Source organism: Pantoea sp. SO10, assembly GCF_005281435.1.
Classification (GTDB): Bacteria; Pseudomonadota; Gammaproteobacteria; order Enterobacterales; family Enterobacteriaceae; genus Pantoea; species Pantoea leporis.
In genome coordinates, this window is record NZ_CP040095.1 from 4012642 (window position 1) to 4028359 (window position 15718).

Consider the following 15718-nt stretch of genomic DNA (forward strand, 5'->3'; position numbering starts at 1 on the left):
AATTGTATTTTCGCAGTGAACAGGATGACTATCGTCTATGACGGACAAAACCCCTAAACAGACCGCGGCCGAGGCAGAAGCCAAGCCGCTGATTGATATTAAAACCGGCAATAAAACCGTGGATGGCTCGATTCAAAATGTGTCGCGCTTCGCTGCCTGGTTCCAGGCGATTCCGGCGGTGGCGCACTTTATGCGCGCGCTGGAACGCTTCAACGATCGTCTCGGTAGCCAGTTTGGCGCGGCGATCACTTACTTTTCCTTTCTCTCTCTGATACCGATTTTGATGGTCTCCTTTGCGGCGGTCGGTTTTGTGCTGGCGTCGAATCAGGATTTGCTCACCGAGTTGATCAACAAAATCGTTAACAGCATCAGCGATCCGACGCTGGCCACCACGCTGAAAAATACGGTGAATACCGCGATTCAGCAGCGTGCCACAGTGGGATTAACCGGTTTGCTGCTGGCGCTCTACTCCGGCATTAACTGGATGGGCAACCTGCGTGAAGCGGTGCGCGCGCAGTCACGCGACGTGTGGGAACGCACGCCGGACGATCAGGAGAAATTCTGGAAGAAGTACGCGCGCGATTTGATTTCGCTGTTGGGTTTGATGTTTGCGCTGGTGATTACGCTGTCGCTGACCTCGATTGCCGGCGCGGCGCAGGCAGCGATCGTTAACGCGCTGGGGCTGGAAGACATTGAGTGGCTGCGTCCAGCGATGACGGTGATTGCGTTATCCATCTCTATCCTGGCTAACTATCTGCTGTTCCTGTGGATCTTCTGGATTTTACCGCGCCATAAGCCGCGTAAAAAAGCGCTGTTCCGCGGCACGCTGCTGGCGGCGATTGGCTTTGAGGTGATCAAGTTTGTAATGACGCTGACGCTGCCGAAGCTGGCAAGCTCGCCGTCGGGCGCGGCCTTTGGTTCAGTACTCGGCTTAATGGCGTTCTTCTACTTCTTTGCGCGTTTGACGCTGTTCTGCGCCGCGTGGATCGCCACCGCCAAATACAAAGATGATAAAGAGATGCCGCAGCCGCATCAGGCTAAATAAGCCAACGAGGTTGTTACAATTGCCGTACTAGCTAAAAATGTCTCCTGCTGGCTGCTTTTTCAGCAAAAACCAGCAGGAAACGCTAAAGGGTCACTTTAATTTGGCCCTTTTGCAGAGATTCCCGCCAAAAAAGTGACACTTCTCGTTCCCATCCGCCACTGATCGCAGCAACTCAGAAATTATCCACTTATTCGCCGAAAAAGCCCGGTCTGACGCGGTTTTTCGCCATTGAATGCCGCAAACCAGGTGCGTAAGATTCTCTGTCTACATTTACAATTAAGAAACACTTATGCAAGCCTCCATCACAGAAACACTCGACAAAAAACACGACGACACGCCGGTCAATTCACGTGGCAAAGTGGTTGTGGCATCGCTTGTCGGCACCGCCATTGAGTTCTTCGATTTCTATATCTATGCCACCGCCGCAGTGATCATTTTCCCGCACATCTTCTTCCCGCAGGGCGATCCGACCGTGGCCACGTTGCAGTCGCTGGCGACTTTCGCGATCGCCTTCGTGGCGCGTCCTATCGGTTCTGCCGTGTTTGGACACTTTGGCGACCGCGTTGGCCGTAAAGCCACCTTGGTGGCATCGCTGCTGACCATGGGCGTCTCGACGGTGCTGATTGGTTTACTGCCAGGTTATGAAACCATTGGCGTGGCAGCGCCGCTGCTGCTGGCGCTGGCGCGTTTTGGTCAGGGTCTTGGCCTTGGTGGCGAATGGGGCGGCGCAGCACTGCTGGCGACCGAAAATGCTCCGGCGAAGAAACGTGCGCTTTATGGTTCGTTCCCACAGCTCGGCGCGCCGATTGGCTTCTTCTTCGCTAACGGCACGTTCCTGCTGCTTTCATGGTTGCTGACCGACGAGCAGTTCATGAACTGGGGCTGGCGCGTGCCGTTTATTCTCTCAGCGGTGCTGGTGTTAATTGGCCTGTATGTGCGCGTTTCGCTGCATGAAAGCCCGGTATTCGCCAAAGTGCAGAAAGAGAACAAACAGGTGAAAATGCCGATCGGCACGCTGCTGAGTAAGCATCTGACCGCCACCATTCTCGGCACCTTCATCATGCTCGCCACTTACACGCTGTTCTACATCATGACCGTGTATTCGATGAGTTACGGCACCGCACCCGCACCGGCTGGCCTTGGCTATTCGCGTAACAGCTTCCTGTGGATGCTGATGGTGGCGGTGATTGGTTTTGGTGTGATGGTGCCGATTGCCGGTCTGCTGGCCGATCGCTTTGGTCGTCGTAAAACCATGATCACCATTACGTTGATGATTATCGCCTTTGCATTGATGTTCCCAATGCTGCTGGGTTCCGGTTCTCAGGTGCTGGTAATGGGCTTCCTGATCCTTGGTCTGAGCATTATGGGCCTGACGTTTGGTCCGATGGGCGCGCTGCTGCCAGAGCTGTTCCCAACGGAAGTGCGTTATACCGGCGCATCGTTCTCCTACAACCTGTCGTCGATTCTTGGTGCCTCGGTAGCGCCTTATATCGCCACCTGGCTGAACGCCCATTACGGTTTGCAGGCGGTGGGCTTCTATCTGGCTTCGATGGCGGTGTTGACGTTGATCGCGCTGATTGCCTGTAAAGAGACGCGTAATCAGACGCTGTATGAAGCGGTGTGATTGAGCTGGCTGTACTTTGTACGTGCTTGCTGTCCCTTAGGTATGTGCTCGCTGTCCCCCTCCTCGGTCCTCCCCCATAAATGGGGGAGGAAGATGCTGCCATATGTGAGTTCTGAAGCTGCATGTGGCAGCGTCTCCTTCCCCCGCTTGCGGGGGAAGGCCGGGATGGGGGACAGCGAGTACACACCTGGAGCAACAGCGAGCACGAATAAAAAAAAACCCCGGCAAGCCGGGGTTTTTTATTGTGCTGAAAACTGTGTCGCGCGTGGCTTAGCCAGCGACAGCGATACGTTTCATATCGGTCATGTAGCCACGCAGTTTGCGGCCTACAGATTCGATTGGGTGCTGGCGAACGGCTTCGTTGACGTCACGCAGCTGCGCGTTATCCACCTGCGTACCTTCAACTGCTTTGCCCAGATCGCCCGGCTGCAGCGTGGTCATGAACTCTTTCAGCAGGGGAACCGCCGCGAAAGAGAACAGGTAGTTACCGTATTCTGCGGTATCAGAGATAACCACGTTCATTTCATACAGACGCTTACGTGCGATGGTGTTGGCAATCAACGGCAGCTCGTGCAGTGATTCGTAGTAAGCCGACTCTTCGATGATGCCCGCGTCAACCATGGTTTCGAATGCCAGCTCAACGCCTGCTTTGACCATCGCAACCATCACGACGCCTTTGTCGTAATATTCCTGCTCTTCGATTTTGCCATCAAACTGCGGTGCGTTTTCGAATGCCGTTGCGCCGGTCTCTTCACGCCAGGTCAGCAGGTTTTTGTCGTCGTTAGCCCAGTCAGCCATCATGCCTGAAGAGAATTCGCCAGAGATGATGTCATCCATGTGCTTCTGGAACAGCGGAGCCATGATGGTTTTCAGCTGCTCAGACAAAGCATAAGCGCGGATTTTTGCCGGATTAGACAGGCGATCCATCATCAGCGTGATGCCGCCAAACTTCAGTGATTCGGTGATGGTTTCCCAGCCGAACTGAATCAGTTTTTCGGTGTAAGCCGCGTCGTGACCTTCAGCCACCAGCTTGTCGAAGCACAGCAGAGAACCGGCCTGCAGCATACCGCACAGGATGGTCTGCTCGCCCATCAGGTCAGATTTCACTTCCGCAACGAAGGAGGATTCCAGCACGCCTGCACGGTCGCCGCCGGTCGCTGCTGCCCAGGCTTTAGCAATCGCCATGCCTTCGCCTTTTGGATCGTTTTCCGGGTGAACGGCGATCAGCGTAGGTACACCGAAACCACGCTTGTACTCTTCACGTACTTCCGTACCCGGGCACTTCGGTGCCACCATCACGACGGTGATGTCATTGCGGATGGTTTCGCCCACTTCAACAATGTTGAAACCGTGTGAGTAACCCAGCGCAGCGCCATCTTTCATCAGCGGCTGAACAGCCTGAACGACCGCCGAGTGCTGCTTGTCTGGCGTCAGGTTAACCACCAGATCGGCCTGTGGGATCAGCTCTTCGTAAGTACCGACTTTGAAGCCGTTATCGGTCGCTTTGCGGAAAGAGGCACGCTTCTCAGCAATCGCTTCAGCACGCAGGGCATACGCCACGTCCAGACCAGAATCACGCATGTTCAGACCCTGGTTCAGACCCTGAGCACCACAGCCAACGATGACCACTTTCTTGCCTTTCAGGAAGCTAGCGCCATCTGCGAATTCGTCGCGTGACATGAAACGACATTTGCCCAGCTGCGCTAACTGGTTGCGCAGATTCAATGTGTTGAAGTAATTAGCCATGGGTACTCCGGTTAGATGTTGTGTTTGTTTTTGTTCAGTAACGACGTTGTCTCTTACGCCGCGAATGACCCCATCATATGACAGGCAATCCGTTGCTTAAATTGATATATTAGCAAGGTCACATTGCATAATTTGCAACATAACCTTGAGGCGATACGCGCATGGATTTACGAGACCTGAAACTCTTCCTTCATCTGGCTGAAAGCTGCCACTTTGGTCGCACCGCGCGTGCCATGCACGTCAGCCCTTCAACCCTTTCGCGCCAGATTCAGCGCCTGGAAGAGGATGTCGGTCACGCGTTGTTCCTGCGTGATAACCGTACCGTCACGCTCACCGAAGCCGGTGAGCGCCTGCGCCAGTTTGCGCAGCAGACGTTGCTGCAGTATCAGCAGTTACGCCATGTGATGGATCTTAACGGCCCGTCGCTGAGCGGCGAACTGCGCCTGTTCTGCTCGGTAACCGCCGCTTACAGCCATCTGCCGCCGATTCTTGATCGCTTTCGCGCTGAACATCCGCAGGTAGAGATCAAACTCACCACCGGTGATGCCGCCGATGCGATTGAGATGGTGCAGTCCGGCGACGCCGATCTCGCCATTGCCGGTCGCCCAGAATCGCTGCCGGCCAGCATAGATTTTACGCCACTGGGCCTGATTCCGCTGGTGCTGATCGCCCCGGCGCTGCCTTGCCCGGTGCGCAATCAGGCGACGCAGGAGCAACCCGATTGGGCGCAAATTCCGTTTATCCTCCCGGAACAAGGACCTGCACGCCGCGGCATCGATTTATGGTTCCGCCGCCAGCGCATTCCCAATCCGCAGATTTATGCCACGGTTTCCGGTCATGAGGCGATTGTGTCAATGGTGGCGCTGGGATGTGGTATTGCGCTGCTGCCGGATGTGGTGCTGGAGAACAGCCCGGAACCGGTGCGCAATCGCGTATTGACGCTGGAGAATGTGGAGTCTGTCGCACCGCTGGAACTCGGCGTTTGCGTACAAAAAAAGCGGCTCGGAGAGCCGCTTATCAATGCGTTCTGGCACCAGCTGTAATCACTGCCCGGCGAGGAAGAAACGGAACGCCGGGTTGCTCGCTTCGTCATGCCATTCGTAACCCAACGCGGTGAGATGGGTTTCGAAATCCGGTTCCTGATCGTTGGCTTCAAATGCCGCCAGCACGCGGCCATAATCGGTGCCGTGGCTGCGATAATGGAACAGCGAGATATTCCAGTGCGCACCCAACGTCTGCAGGAACTTCAGCAGCGCGCCCGGTGCTTCCGGGAATTCAAAGCTAAACAGGCGTTCGCGCAGCGGCTTCGATGGACGTCCGCCGACCATGTAGCGCACGTGCAGCTTGGCCATTTCGTCATCCGACAGATCCACCACGTGATAACCGGCTTCGCTCAATTGGCTGATGATCTCACTGCGCTCCTCCAGCCCGCGCGTTAAGCGCACGCCGACGAAGATGCAGGCGTTATCCGCATCCGCGTAACGATAGTTGAACTCGGTGATGGAGCGCCCGCCGATGGTCTGACAGAACTTGAGGAAACTGCCCTGCTGTTCTGGAATGGTGACCGCCAGCAGCGCTTCACGCTGTTCGCCCAGTTCACAACGCTCGGAGACATAGCGCAAGCCGTGGAAGTTGACGTTGGCACCCGACAACACGTGCGCCAGGCGCTCGCCTTTGATGTCGTGCAGCTGGATGTACTTCTTCATACCCGCCAGCGCCAGCGCGCCGGAAGGTTCCGCCACGGCGCGCACATCTTCGAACAGATCTTTCACCGCTGCGCAAATTGCATCGCTATCCACCGTAATGATGTCATCGAGATACTCCTGACAAAGACGGAAGGTTTCGCTGCCGATGCGTTTGACAGCCACGCCTTCCGCAAACAAGCCCACGCGCGCCAAATCTACCGGTTCACCCGCATCCAGCGCGGCCTTCAGGCAGGCTGAATCTTCCGATTCCACGGCAATCACTTTGATCTGCGGCATTAGCTGCTTGATCAGCACCGCGACACCCGCCGCCAGACCACCGCCGCCGACCGGCACGAAGACGCGATCAAGATGCGCGTCCTGCTGCAGCAACTCCATCGCCAGCGTGCCCTGCCCGGCGATCACTGCCGGATGGTCAAACGGAGGAACGAAGGTGTAACCCTGCTGCTCTGCCAGCTCAATCGCTTTGGCTTTCGCCTCGTCGAAGTTGGCACCAAACAGATAAGCCTCACCGCCAAATGCGCGTACTGCATCAACCTTGATGTCTGCCGTGGCCAGCGGCATCACAATCAGTGATTTGATACCCAGCGTGCTGGCCGAGAGCGCCACGCCCTGCGCATGGTTACCGGCCGAAGCCGTGACCACGCCGCGCGCTTTTTGCTCTTCGTTCAGCCCGGCAATCATCGCGTAAGCCCCGCGCAGCTTGAAGCTGTGCACCGGCTGACGATCTTCACGCTTCACCAGAATGGTGTTGCCAAGACGCGATGAAATTTTTTCCATTTTTTGCAGCGGCGTCACCTGGGCAATTTCATACACCGGTGAACGCAGCACTGCGCGCAAATACTCCGCGCCGTTTGGCGTCGCGGAGAGCGGTTGAGACTCAGCCATCGGTTAGCCTCCCAGCTTGGACTTATCGCGCACCGCGCCTTTGTCTGCGCTGGTCGCCAGTGATGCATAGGCACGCAGGGCAAACGAGACTTCACGTACGCGGCCGTGCGGGGTATAAGCCGCATCGCCGCGCGCTTGCTCTTCTTCACGACGGGCGTGCAGTTCGTTATCCGGTACCGCCAGCTTGATACCACGGTTGGGGATATCGATCTCAATCATGTCGCCATCTTTCACCAGCGCGATGGTGCCGCCGCTCGCCGCTTCCGGAGAGGCGTGACCAATCGATAAGCCTGACGTGCCGCCAGAGAAGCGACCGTCGGTGATCAGTGCGCAGCTTTTGCCAAGGCCCATGGATTTCAGATAAGTGGTCGGATAGAGCATTTCCTGCATGCCCGGTCCGCCTTTCGGTCCTTCGTAGCGGATCACCACGACGTCGCCGGCTATCACTTTGCCGCCAAGGATCGCTTCAACTGCATCATCCTGGCTTTCGTACACTTTCGCCGGGCCTTTGAAGGTGAGGATCTCTTTGTCTACGCCCGCGGTTTTAACGATGCAGCCATCTTCGGCAATGTTGCCGTAAAGCACAGCTAAGCCGCCATCCTGCGAGTACGCGTGTTCGCGAGTACGAATACAACCCTCGGTACGGTCATCATCCAGCGTGTCCCAACGGCAGTTCTGCGAGAACGCCTTGGTGGTACGAATACCAGCAGGACCGGCGCGGAACATATCCTTCACCGCCTGATCTTTGGTCAGCATGATGTCGTACTGATCGATGGTTTCACGCATGCTCTGCTGCAGAATGTTGCGCGCGCTGGTGTCGATCAAACCGGCGCGATCTAACTCACCGAGAATGCCGATAACGCCACCCGCACGGTGCACATCTTCCATATGGTATTTTGGCGTACTTGGCGCCACTTTGCACAACTGCGGCACTTTGCGTGACAGACGGTCGATATCGGAGATATTGAAATCGATCTCGCCTTCCTGCGCGGCAGCCAGAAGATGGAGAACGGTGTTGGTGGAACCGCCCATGGCGATATCCAGCGTCATCGCATTCTCGAACGCCGCTTTGGTGGCGATGTTCCGCGGCAGCATGTTAACGTCATCCTGCTCGTAGTAGCGTTTGGTCAGGCTAACGATGCGCTTACCAGCATTGATGAACAGCTCTTTACGATCGGCGTGTGTGGCCAGCAGTGAACCGTTACCCGGCTGCGACAAGCCCAGCGCTTCGGTCAGACAGTTCATCGAGTTGGCGGTGAACATACCGGAACAGGAACCGCAGGTTGGACAAGCAGAACGTTCGATCTGATCGCTGTCGGCATCGCTGACGTTCGGATTGGCGCCCTGAATCATTGCATCAACCAGATCCAGCTTGATGATTTGATCAGACAGTTTGGTTTTACCGGCTTCCATCGGGCCGCCAGACACAAAGATCACCGGAATATTGAGGCGCAGTGACGCCATCAGCATGCCTGGGGTGATTTTGTCGCAGTTGGAGATACACACCATGGCATCGGCGCAGTGCGCGTTAACCATGTACTCCACTGAATCGGCAATCAGCTCACGTGAAGGCAGTGAATACAGCATGCCGCCATGACCCATGGCGATACCGTCATCCACCGCAATGGTGTTGAACTCTTTGGCCACGCCGCCGGCTGCTTCGATTTCCTCAGCAACCAGTTTGCCAAGATCGCGCAGGTGCACGTGGCCCGGTACGAATTGGGTGAATGAGTTGACCACGGCGATAATCGGCTTACCGAAATCGTCGTCGGTCATTCCTGTCGCGCGCCACAAGGCACGGGCACCGGCCATGTTACGTCCATGGGTGGTGGTGGCGGAACGGTACTTAGGCATGCTCTATTTACTCCAGTAATAATAAGGTTGCGGGCGCCATCTGACGCCCGCAAAAAATCTCGTTATGCGTTAACCGGATCCAACCAGCCCCACTTGTCTTCCGTCTCGCCAGTGAACAGGCCAAAGAATGCCTTCTGGATACGACCGGTGACCGGACCACGTTTACCTTCGCCGACCTGAATACCGTCGACGCTGCGCACCGGGGTGATCTCCGCTGCAGTACCTGACATGAAGACTTCGTCGGCCAGATACAGGGATTCGCGCGACAGAACCTGCTCACGCACTTCAATACCCATGTCTTGCGCCAGCTTGATGATCGCGTCACGGGTGATGCCCGGCAGCGCTGAAGAGGTGAACGGCGGCGTGAACAGAATGCCATCTTTCACTTCGAACAAGTTTTCGCCAGCACCTTCTGAAATATAGCCGTTGGTGTCGAGCGCGATACCTTCCTGATAGCCGTGGCGGCGCGCTTCGCTGCCTACCAGCAGAGAGGAGAGATAGTTACCACCCGCTTTCGCGGCGGTTGGCAAGGTGTTTGGTGCAACGCGGTTCCATGAAGAAACCATGGCGTCGATACCGTTTTCCAGCGCTTCAGCGCCCAGGTAAGCACCCCAAGGGAAGGCAGCGATGATTACATCGGTGGTGTAGCCATCTGGCGGGTTCACACCCAGACCCACGTCACCCACGAAGGCCAGCGGACGGATATAAGCGCTTTTCAGTTTGTTCACGCGGATTACTTCGCGGCACGCTTCCATCAACTCATCAACGCTGGCTTTAATCGGGAAACGGTAAATTTTGGCGGATTCATGCAGACGCTTCATATGCTCACGGTGGCGGAACACCACTGGACCTTTGTGTGAGTCGTAGCAACGCACGCCTTCAAACACAGAAGTACCGTAGTGCAGGGCGTGAGACATAACGCTGACCTTGGCGTCTTCCCACTTAACCATCTCACCATTGAACCAAATAAAGTCTGCTTTCTTCGTACTCATTGCTTTTTCCTTTGGCGACTATGCGCGGATTTGTTGTGTTGTCTGTTGTTGGATCTCGACGCAAGCGACATCCATAAGTTTGCTTAACTGCGAAGACAGTAAATCGACTGAGCGTTGGCTGGCAACGGTCATTTCGATATTAATGTTCTCCGCATTGACCGCGGTGGCCATATTCATCGCACACACCTGGAAACCACGGTGACGCACGACACGCAAAATGCGCTCCAATATTTCAGGACGAAAGCGGGCTTCGATAGACAATTGATGCTGATTCATGCGGTTTTCTCCATCATGTTTGCGTTGCTGGCACCTGGCGGTACCAATGGCCAGACGTTTTCATGCTCATCTATCGAAACATGCAGGAAGTAAGGACCTTCACTGTTCAGCAGAGCATCGAGGGCGGCGTCGACCTGATCTTTACGGCTAATGCGCTGGCCTGGGATATCAAACGCGCTGGCCAGCGTGAGGAAATCGGGGTTGTCGGTCAGAATGGTTTCGCTGTAGCGACCATCAAAGAACAGTTGCTGCCACTGCCGCACCATGCCGAGACGCTGGTTATCCAGCAGCAGAATTTTCACCGGCAGCTTGCCGCGCTTGATGGTGCCCAGCTCCTGAATGTTCATCATGATAGAACCATCGCCAGACACGCAGATCACTGTGTCTTCCGGACGTGCTACCTGCGCCCCAATCGCCGCCGGCAGGCCAAAGCCCATAGTGCCGAGACCGCTCGAGGTGATGAAGTTTTCTGGCGCGGTGAAACTCATGTGCTGAGCGGCCCACATCTGGTGTTGACCTACATCGGTGGTGACTACGGCGCTGTCCGCTTTACGATCGGACAACTGCTTCAGCAGCAACGGCGCATAAATCGCTTCGCCGGGATGATCGTAGCGCCAGTCGAACTCGCTTTTCATCGCGCTGACTTCTTTGCGCCAGCCATCAATGTGCATTGGCATGCTCAGTGCCGGCAGCACCTGATTCATATCGCCCTGCAGTGAAACGTGAGCACGGCGCAATTTGTTCAGCTCGGCAGGATCGATATCGATATGGATGACGCTGGCGTGCGGCGCGAAGGTGTCCAGCTTGCCAGTAACGCGGTCGTCAAAACGCGCGCCAACCGCAATCAGCAAATCACAGGATTGTACCGCGAGGTTAGCGGCTTTGGTGCCGTGCATGCCCAGCATTCCGAGATAAAGATCGCTACTGGCATCCGCGCTGCCGAGGCCTTTCAGCGTAGAAACCATCGGGATACCGGTTTCCTGCGCCATGGCACGTAAGGCTGGAACCGCCTGCGCCATACCCACGCCGCCACCGATATACAGCATCGGCTTATGCGATTGCGCCATCAATGTGCGCGCCTCTGCAATGTGCTGCGCGGAGTGGCTGATTTCTTCCTCAACTGGCAGCAGATGAGGCGTCAGTTCGCCATTGGCGATCTGAATGTCTTTCGGGATATCGACCAGTACCGGGCCGGGACGGCCCGATTGCGCGATGGCAAAAGCTTCTGCCATCACCGAGGGTAAATCATCAAGCGATTCAACGAGGAAACTGTGTTTGGTGCAGGCTAACGATAAACCAAGAACGTCTATTTCCTGGAAGGCGTCGGTGCCGATGAAGGCCGATGATACCTGGCCGGTTATCGCCACTACCGGGATCGAATCCATCATCGCATCCGCCAAACCGGTGATCAGGTTGGTGGCGCCGGGACCCGAAGTGGCGATACATACGCCAGTCTTGCCGGTTGCGCGGGCATAACCGATGGCAGCCATCACCGCACCTTGCTCATGACGACACAGTAAGTGTTCCACGCCGCCATCGTAGAGCGCATCGTACACTGGCATGATTGCGCCGCCAGGGTAGCCAAACACTGTATCGACACCCTGCGCGCGTAAAGCCTGAACTACCCACTGTGCACCTGTCATGGTTATTCTCCTGTATTTCTAGGAGAACAACAGAATTTTATGCTACTGCTCATAATCTGTTCCTCGCTAATTTGCTGATATTTAGCCTGGTTAAAAAAAAACCCCCGGACCTTTCGGTGCGGGGGTTTTTGGAATTCCAGACTTGATTTTTAAGCCTTTCTTTCTCCAAGCGATGCCCCGCACGGTGGGATAATAATCACCACCACGCTAATCACGACTAGGCTAATCACTTGTAGAAGGGCTTTCATGTGTTGTTTGTTTTTTCGATTGTTCGAAGTAATACCTACAGAGTTACCATAGTTAGCACGTCGTTGACAATAATTTTCATTGGAAAATTTTATGATGCCGCTGGTGGCCCGCCGTTATCACATTGTAAATAAAAGGTTATTTACATTTGTGATAAAAATTCATAACGCCCGCGTCGTAATCTTCATTTGGAGTTTACGATCAAGCTCTGATTTTCAGTGAAAGAGCGGCAATTATCAGGGAATGTAAGGAATCTGGCTCTGAAGTTGAGCAGTAAGCCATTGTTTATCTGTCTGGCTGCTTTGATGATAAGGACAACAAGGAGCGGTTATGTCTTTATCGAAGGTATTAACACGAGCTGCGCTGGGTGTTCAGGCTCCGCTGGTGACGGTGGAAGTGCACATCAGCAACGGCTTGCCGGCCCTGACGCTGGTTGGACTGCCTGAAACCACGGTAAAAGAAGCGCGGGAACGGGTGCGAAGCGCGATTATTAATAGCGGGTTCACCTTCCCGGCGAAACGCGTCACCATCAATCTGGCGCCTGCCGATCTGCCAAAAGAGGGCGGACGCTATGACCTCCCCATCGCTATCGCCATTCTGGCGGCCTCTGAGCAGCTGCCAGACGCAAAACTGGGGCAATTTGAATTCCTGGGGGAGTTAGCACTTAACGGCGCGCTCTGTGGCGTTCAGGCCGCTATTCCAGCTGCGATGGCGGCACTGCAAGCAGGCAGACAAATGGTGTTAGCTGAACAGAATCAACAGGATGTAGGGTTGATTCAACAAGGCGAGACGCTGGTTGGCAAACATCTGGTAGAAATCTGTGCGTTTCTCCATAACAAAACCACTCTCACTGTCGCGCATTATCAGCCCGAAACGCTTGAACAGGAAAAGCAGGACCTCAGCGATATCATTGGCCAGGATCAGGGCCGACGTGCACTGGAGATCACCGCAGCTGGCGGGCATAACCTATTACTGATTGGGCCGCCTGGCACCGGCAAGACCATGTTAGCGACGCGTCTGCCCGGTATCATGCCACCGTTAGACGACCAGGAAGCGCTGGAGTGCGCCGCTATCGCCAGTCTGGTAAGCAGTGGCAATCTCCATCATCAGTGGCGCAAACGGCCGTTCAGAGCGCCTCATCACAGTTCATCACTCTATGCGCTGGTTGGGGGCGGCTCCTTGCCGCGGCCGGGAGAAATCTCCCTGGCACACAATGGCGTGTTATTCCTCGATGAGCTGCCAGAATTCGAGCGCAGAACGCTTGATGCTTTGCGCGAACCGATTGAATCCGGGGAAATCGCCATTTCACGCACGCGCGCTAAAGTGACGTATCCCGCGCGCTTTCAATTGATCGGCGCGATGAATCCCAGCCCGACCGGGCATTATCAGGGCAACCATAATCGCTCATCACCTCAGCAGGTGTTGCGCTATCTCAATCGGTTATCAGGACCTTTTCTCGATCGCTTTGATTTATCGTTAGAGGTCCCACTTCTGCCCAGTGGATCGCTAAGTAAGAAACAACAAGTCAGCGAAAGCAGCGCTGAAGTTTTAACTCGCGTCCTCGCCGCACGAAAGATTCAAACAGCACGCAGCGGAAAAGTGAATGCTCATCTCTCTAACCCAGAGATTTTACGCTGGTGTCCATTGAAGCAGCAGGATGCTGAATGGCTGGAAGAAGTGTTGAATTCGTTGGGGCTTTCAGTACGCGCCTGGCAGCGGATTTTAAAGGTGGCCAGGACAATAGCTGATTTAGCAGGTGAAGAGCAGATTACTCGTAGTCATTTGCAGGAAGCGGTGGGATATCGCAGCATCGACCGCTTAATGATCTATCTGCACAAGACTCTGGAATAAAAAACGGGGCTTATATAAGCCCCGCTATTCTTAATCATCGCTATCGCTAAAATCTTCCACCGTATCCATCTGCGGTTTGCCGCCAGATAGCGTATGGAAACGCTTAGGTCGCTTGATACGTGCGGTGTATTTCGACCATACACGTTCAGCTTCCGTTTGTGGCTCACGAAGACCACGACATACTTCTAAAAATGAACGCTCTTCTTCTGTAATGGGTTCACGCTTAGCGAGATCCAGTTCATTAAAGGCGTAACCGTGGCGCTCCAGAAGCTGAGCTTCTTTAATGGTGAAATCACCATGACGCGAAAAACCACGTGGGTAATGTTTGTTATCAAAGAAACGATTCGTTGTTGCGAAGCTATCCGCCATTTTACACGCTCCTGACTCTCATATGGCCGTGCTATTTATGGCGCGGAGTATTAGATAGGCTTGACAGAGTGTAAAACAAAACATTTAAATCAGTACGACAAACAATTTTTGGGAGAATGCAGTGGATACGGAATTACTGAAAACTTTCCTCGAAGTGAGCAGAACACGCCATTTCGGGCGTGCTGCTGAAGCGCTTTACCTCACGCAATCTGCCGTTAGTTTTCGCATTCGTCAGCTGGAAAATCAGCTGGGCGTAAACCTTTTTACTCGTCACCGTAATAACATCCGGCTGACTTCAGCAGGCGAGCGTTTATTACCCTATGCCGAAAGCCTGATGAGCACCTGGCTGATGGCCAAAAAAGAAGTCTCGCATACACAACAGCATCATGAGCTTTCAATAGGAGGTAGCGCATCCCTTTGGGAAGCGTACTTAACTCCCTGGTTGCAAACACTTTATGAGAATCGCGAAAGCCTTCATCTCGAGGCACGTATCGCCCAGCGACATTTACTGGTTAAGCAATTGCATGAACGTCAGTTGGACCTGTTGATCACAACTGAAGCGCCAAAAATGGATGAGTTAACCAGCCAGCAAATAGGGCATATTTCGCTCGCATTATTCCGGGCGCGTAAAACCGAGAAGCGTGAAAAATATGACTATATCAAGCTGGAATGGGGCGCAGATTTTCATCAGCATGAAAGTTATCTGTCCAGTGATGATGTTCCCGTATTAACCACCACATCCGCACATTTAACACGCGAATTACTGCATACCACCGGTGCTTGTGCCTTTTTACCTGATTTTTGGCACGGCATTTATAGTGATTTGATGGTTATTCCAGATACACCCGTCGCCGTGCGACCGTTATATGCGGTGTGGCTGCAGAATAGCGATCAGCAAAGTCACATTCGTCAGCTGCTTAAATATCCGGTTTTGACACAATAAGATAATAAATGAGGGAGTTTGAGTGGATCACAGTGAAACTCAAACTCATTTCACTGCCGAATTTTGGACAAAAAAAATCCTTTGCCGAAGCAAAGGATTATTTTCTGGCAGGGGCGGAGGGACTCGAACCCCCAACACCCGGTTTTGGAGACCGGTGCTCTACCAATTGAACTACGCCCCTAATTAGGGTGGCGGAACGGACGGGGCTCGAACCCGCGACCCCCTGCGTGACAGGCAGGTATTCTAACCAACTGAACTACCGCTCCACCGATTCTGTACTGATATCAGACAATCGTTCTGATTTCAGGTGTTTCGCCCTTCCCGCGTCACGGGGAAGGTCACGACCCGGTAACGGGTCTTAAATTGATGCCTGGCAGTTCCCTACTCTCGCATGGGGAGGCCCCACACTACCATCGGCGCTACGGCGTTTCACTTCTGAGTTCGGCATGGGGTCAGGTGGGACCACCGCGCTAAAGCCGCCAGGCAAATTCTGTTTTGTCCGCAGCCCCCTCTCAGGCGCCGCAGACCAGTCCGTAAA

At 54.5% G+C, this 15718-nt stretch carries 13 protein-coding genes, 2 tRNA genes and 1 rRNA gene; 5 read left to right on the plus strand and 11 right to left on the minus strand.

What is annotated here, in order from left to right; translation table 11 throughout:
* Positions 1–37: 37 nt before the first annotated feature.
* Together yhjD and FCN45_RS18610 are read left to right on the plus strand one after the other, a co-directional pair.
* The gene (gene yhjD / locus FCN45_RS18605) at positions 38–1045 is read left to right on the plus strand and encodes an inner membrane protein YhjD (RefSeq protein WP_110867713.1); all 1008 of its coding nucleotides are present in this window, start codon (positions 38–40) and stop codon (positions 1043–1045) included.
* Positions 1046–1334: 289 nt separating this feature from the next.
* A complete protein-coding gene (locus FCN45_RS18610) occupies positions 1335–2669 on the plus strand; it encodes an MFS transporter (protein ID WP_101762781.1) in 1335 nt (444 codons plus the stop codon).
* 270 nt (positions 2670–2939) lie between these two features.
* Here FCN45_RS18610 and ilvC read toward each other — a convergent pair whose 3' ends face one another.
* Positions 2940–4415, minus strand: coding sequence for a ketol-acid reductoisomerase (ilvC, locus tag FCN45_RS18620; protein WP_101762782.1), 1476 nt, complete (start codon positions 4413–4415; stop codon positions 2940–2942).
* A gap of 161 nt (positions 4416–4576) precedes the next feature.
* Here ilvC and ilvY point away from each other — a divergent pair, with 161 nt between their 5' ends.
* Entirely contained in the window at positions 4577–5458 is an 882-nt protein-coding gene (ilvY, locus tag FCN45_RS18625) for an HTH-type transcriptional activator IlvY (RefSeq protein WP_008106630.1), read from the plus strand.
* On the opposite strand, the gene ilvA is transcribed toward ilvY, so the two are convergent.
* The 6 genes from ilvA to ilvL form a co-directional block, all read right to left on the minus strand.
* Positions 5459–7006 carry a threonine ammonia-lyase, biosynthetic gene (ilvA, locus tag FCN45_RS18630; protein ID WP_137386743.1) on the minus strand — a complete coding sequence of 516 codons (1548 nt, stop codon included), beginning with the start codon at positions 7004–7006 and terminating at the stop codon, positions 5459–5461.
* Positions 7007–7009: 3 nt separating this feature from the next.
* The gene (gene ilvD, locus FCN45_RS18635) at positions 7010–8860 is read right to left on the minus strand and encodes a dihydroxy-acid dehydratase (RefSeq protein WP_137386744.1); all 1851 of its coding nucleotides are present in this window, start codon (positions 8858–8860) and stop codon (positions 7010–7012) included.
* Between the two features lie 62 nt (positions 8861–8922).
* Positions 8923–9852: a branched-chain amino acid transaminase gene (locus tag FCN45_RS18640; protein WP_007888821.1), complete on the minus strand. Its 930-nt coding sequence runs from the start codon at positions 9850–9852 to the stop codon at positions 8923–8925.
* Between the two features lie 18 nt (positions 9853–9870).
* Entirely contained in the window at positions 9871–10128 is a 258-nt protein-coding gene (ilvM, locus tag FCN45_RS18645) for an acetolactate synthase 2 small subunit (protein WP_101762784.1), read from the minus strand.
* Positions 10125–11771 (minus strand): acetolactate synthase 2 catalytic subunit, encoded by a 1647-nt coding sequence (gene ilvG / locus FCN45_RS18650; RefSeq protein WP_137386745.1) that lies wholly within the window; start codon positions 11769–11771, stop codon positions 10125–10127. The genes ilvM and ilvG overlap by 4 nt, the downstream gene beginning before the upstream one ends.
* A gap of 149 nt (positions 11772–11920) precedes the next feature.
* Positions 11921–12019, minus strand: a complete 99-nt coding sequence (gene ilvL, locus FCN45_RS18655; protein ID WP_071531048.1) for an ilv operon leader peptide — start codon at positions 12017–12019, stop codon at positions 11921–11923.
* Positions 12020–12347: 328 nt separating this feature from the next.
* Between ilvL and FCN45_RS18660 the strand changes: the two genes are divergently transcribed.
* Positions 12348–13868, plus strand: coding sequence for a YifB family Mg chelatase-like AAA ATPase (locus tag FCN45_RS18660; RefSeq protein ID WP_110867717.1), 1521 nt, complete (start codon positions 12348–12350; stop codon positions 13866–13868).
* A gap of 30 nt (positions 13869–13898) precedes the next feature.
* Here the strand turns inward: FCN45_RS18660 and FCN45_RS18665 are convergent, their stop codons facing one another.
* The gene (locus FCN45_RS18665) at positions 13899–14237 is read right to left on the minus strand and encodes a DUF413 domain-containing protein (RefSeq protein WP_008106616.1); all 339 of its coding nucleotides are present in this window, start codon (positions 14235–14237) and stop codon (positions 13899–13901) included.
* A gap of 121 nt (positions 14238–14358) precedes the next feature.
* Here FCN45_RS18665 and hdfR point away from each other — a divergent pair, with 121 nt between their 5' ends.
* Positions 14359–15180 carry an HTH-type transcriptional regulator HdfR gene (hdfR, locus tag FCN45_RS18670; RefSeq protein WP_008106614.1) on the plus strand — a complete coding sequence of 274 codons (822 nt, stop codon included), beginning with the start codon at positions 14359–14361 and terminating at the stop codon, positions 15178–15180.
* Between the two features lie 105 nt (positions 15181–15285).
* Here the strand turns inward: hdfR and FCN45_RS18675 are convergent.
* The 3 genes from FCN45_RS18675 to rrf form a co-directional block, all read right to left on the minus strand.
* Positions 15286–15361, minus strand: a tRNA-Trp gene (locus tag FCN45_RS18675).
* 8 nt (positions 15362–15369) lie between these two features.
* Positions 15370–15446, minus strand: a tRNA-Asp gene (locus tag FCN45_RS18680).
* Between the two features lie 102 nt (positions 15447–15548).
* Positions 15549–15664, minus strand: a 5S ribosomal RNA gene (gene rrf, locus FCN45_RS18685).
* Positions 15665–15718 lie beyond the last annotated feature (54 nt).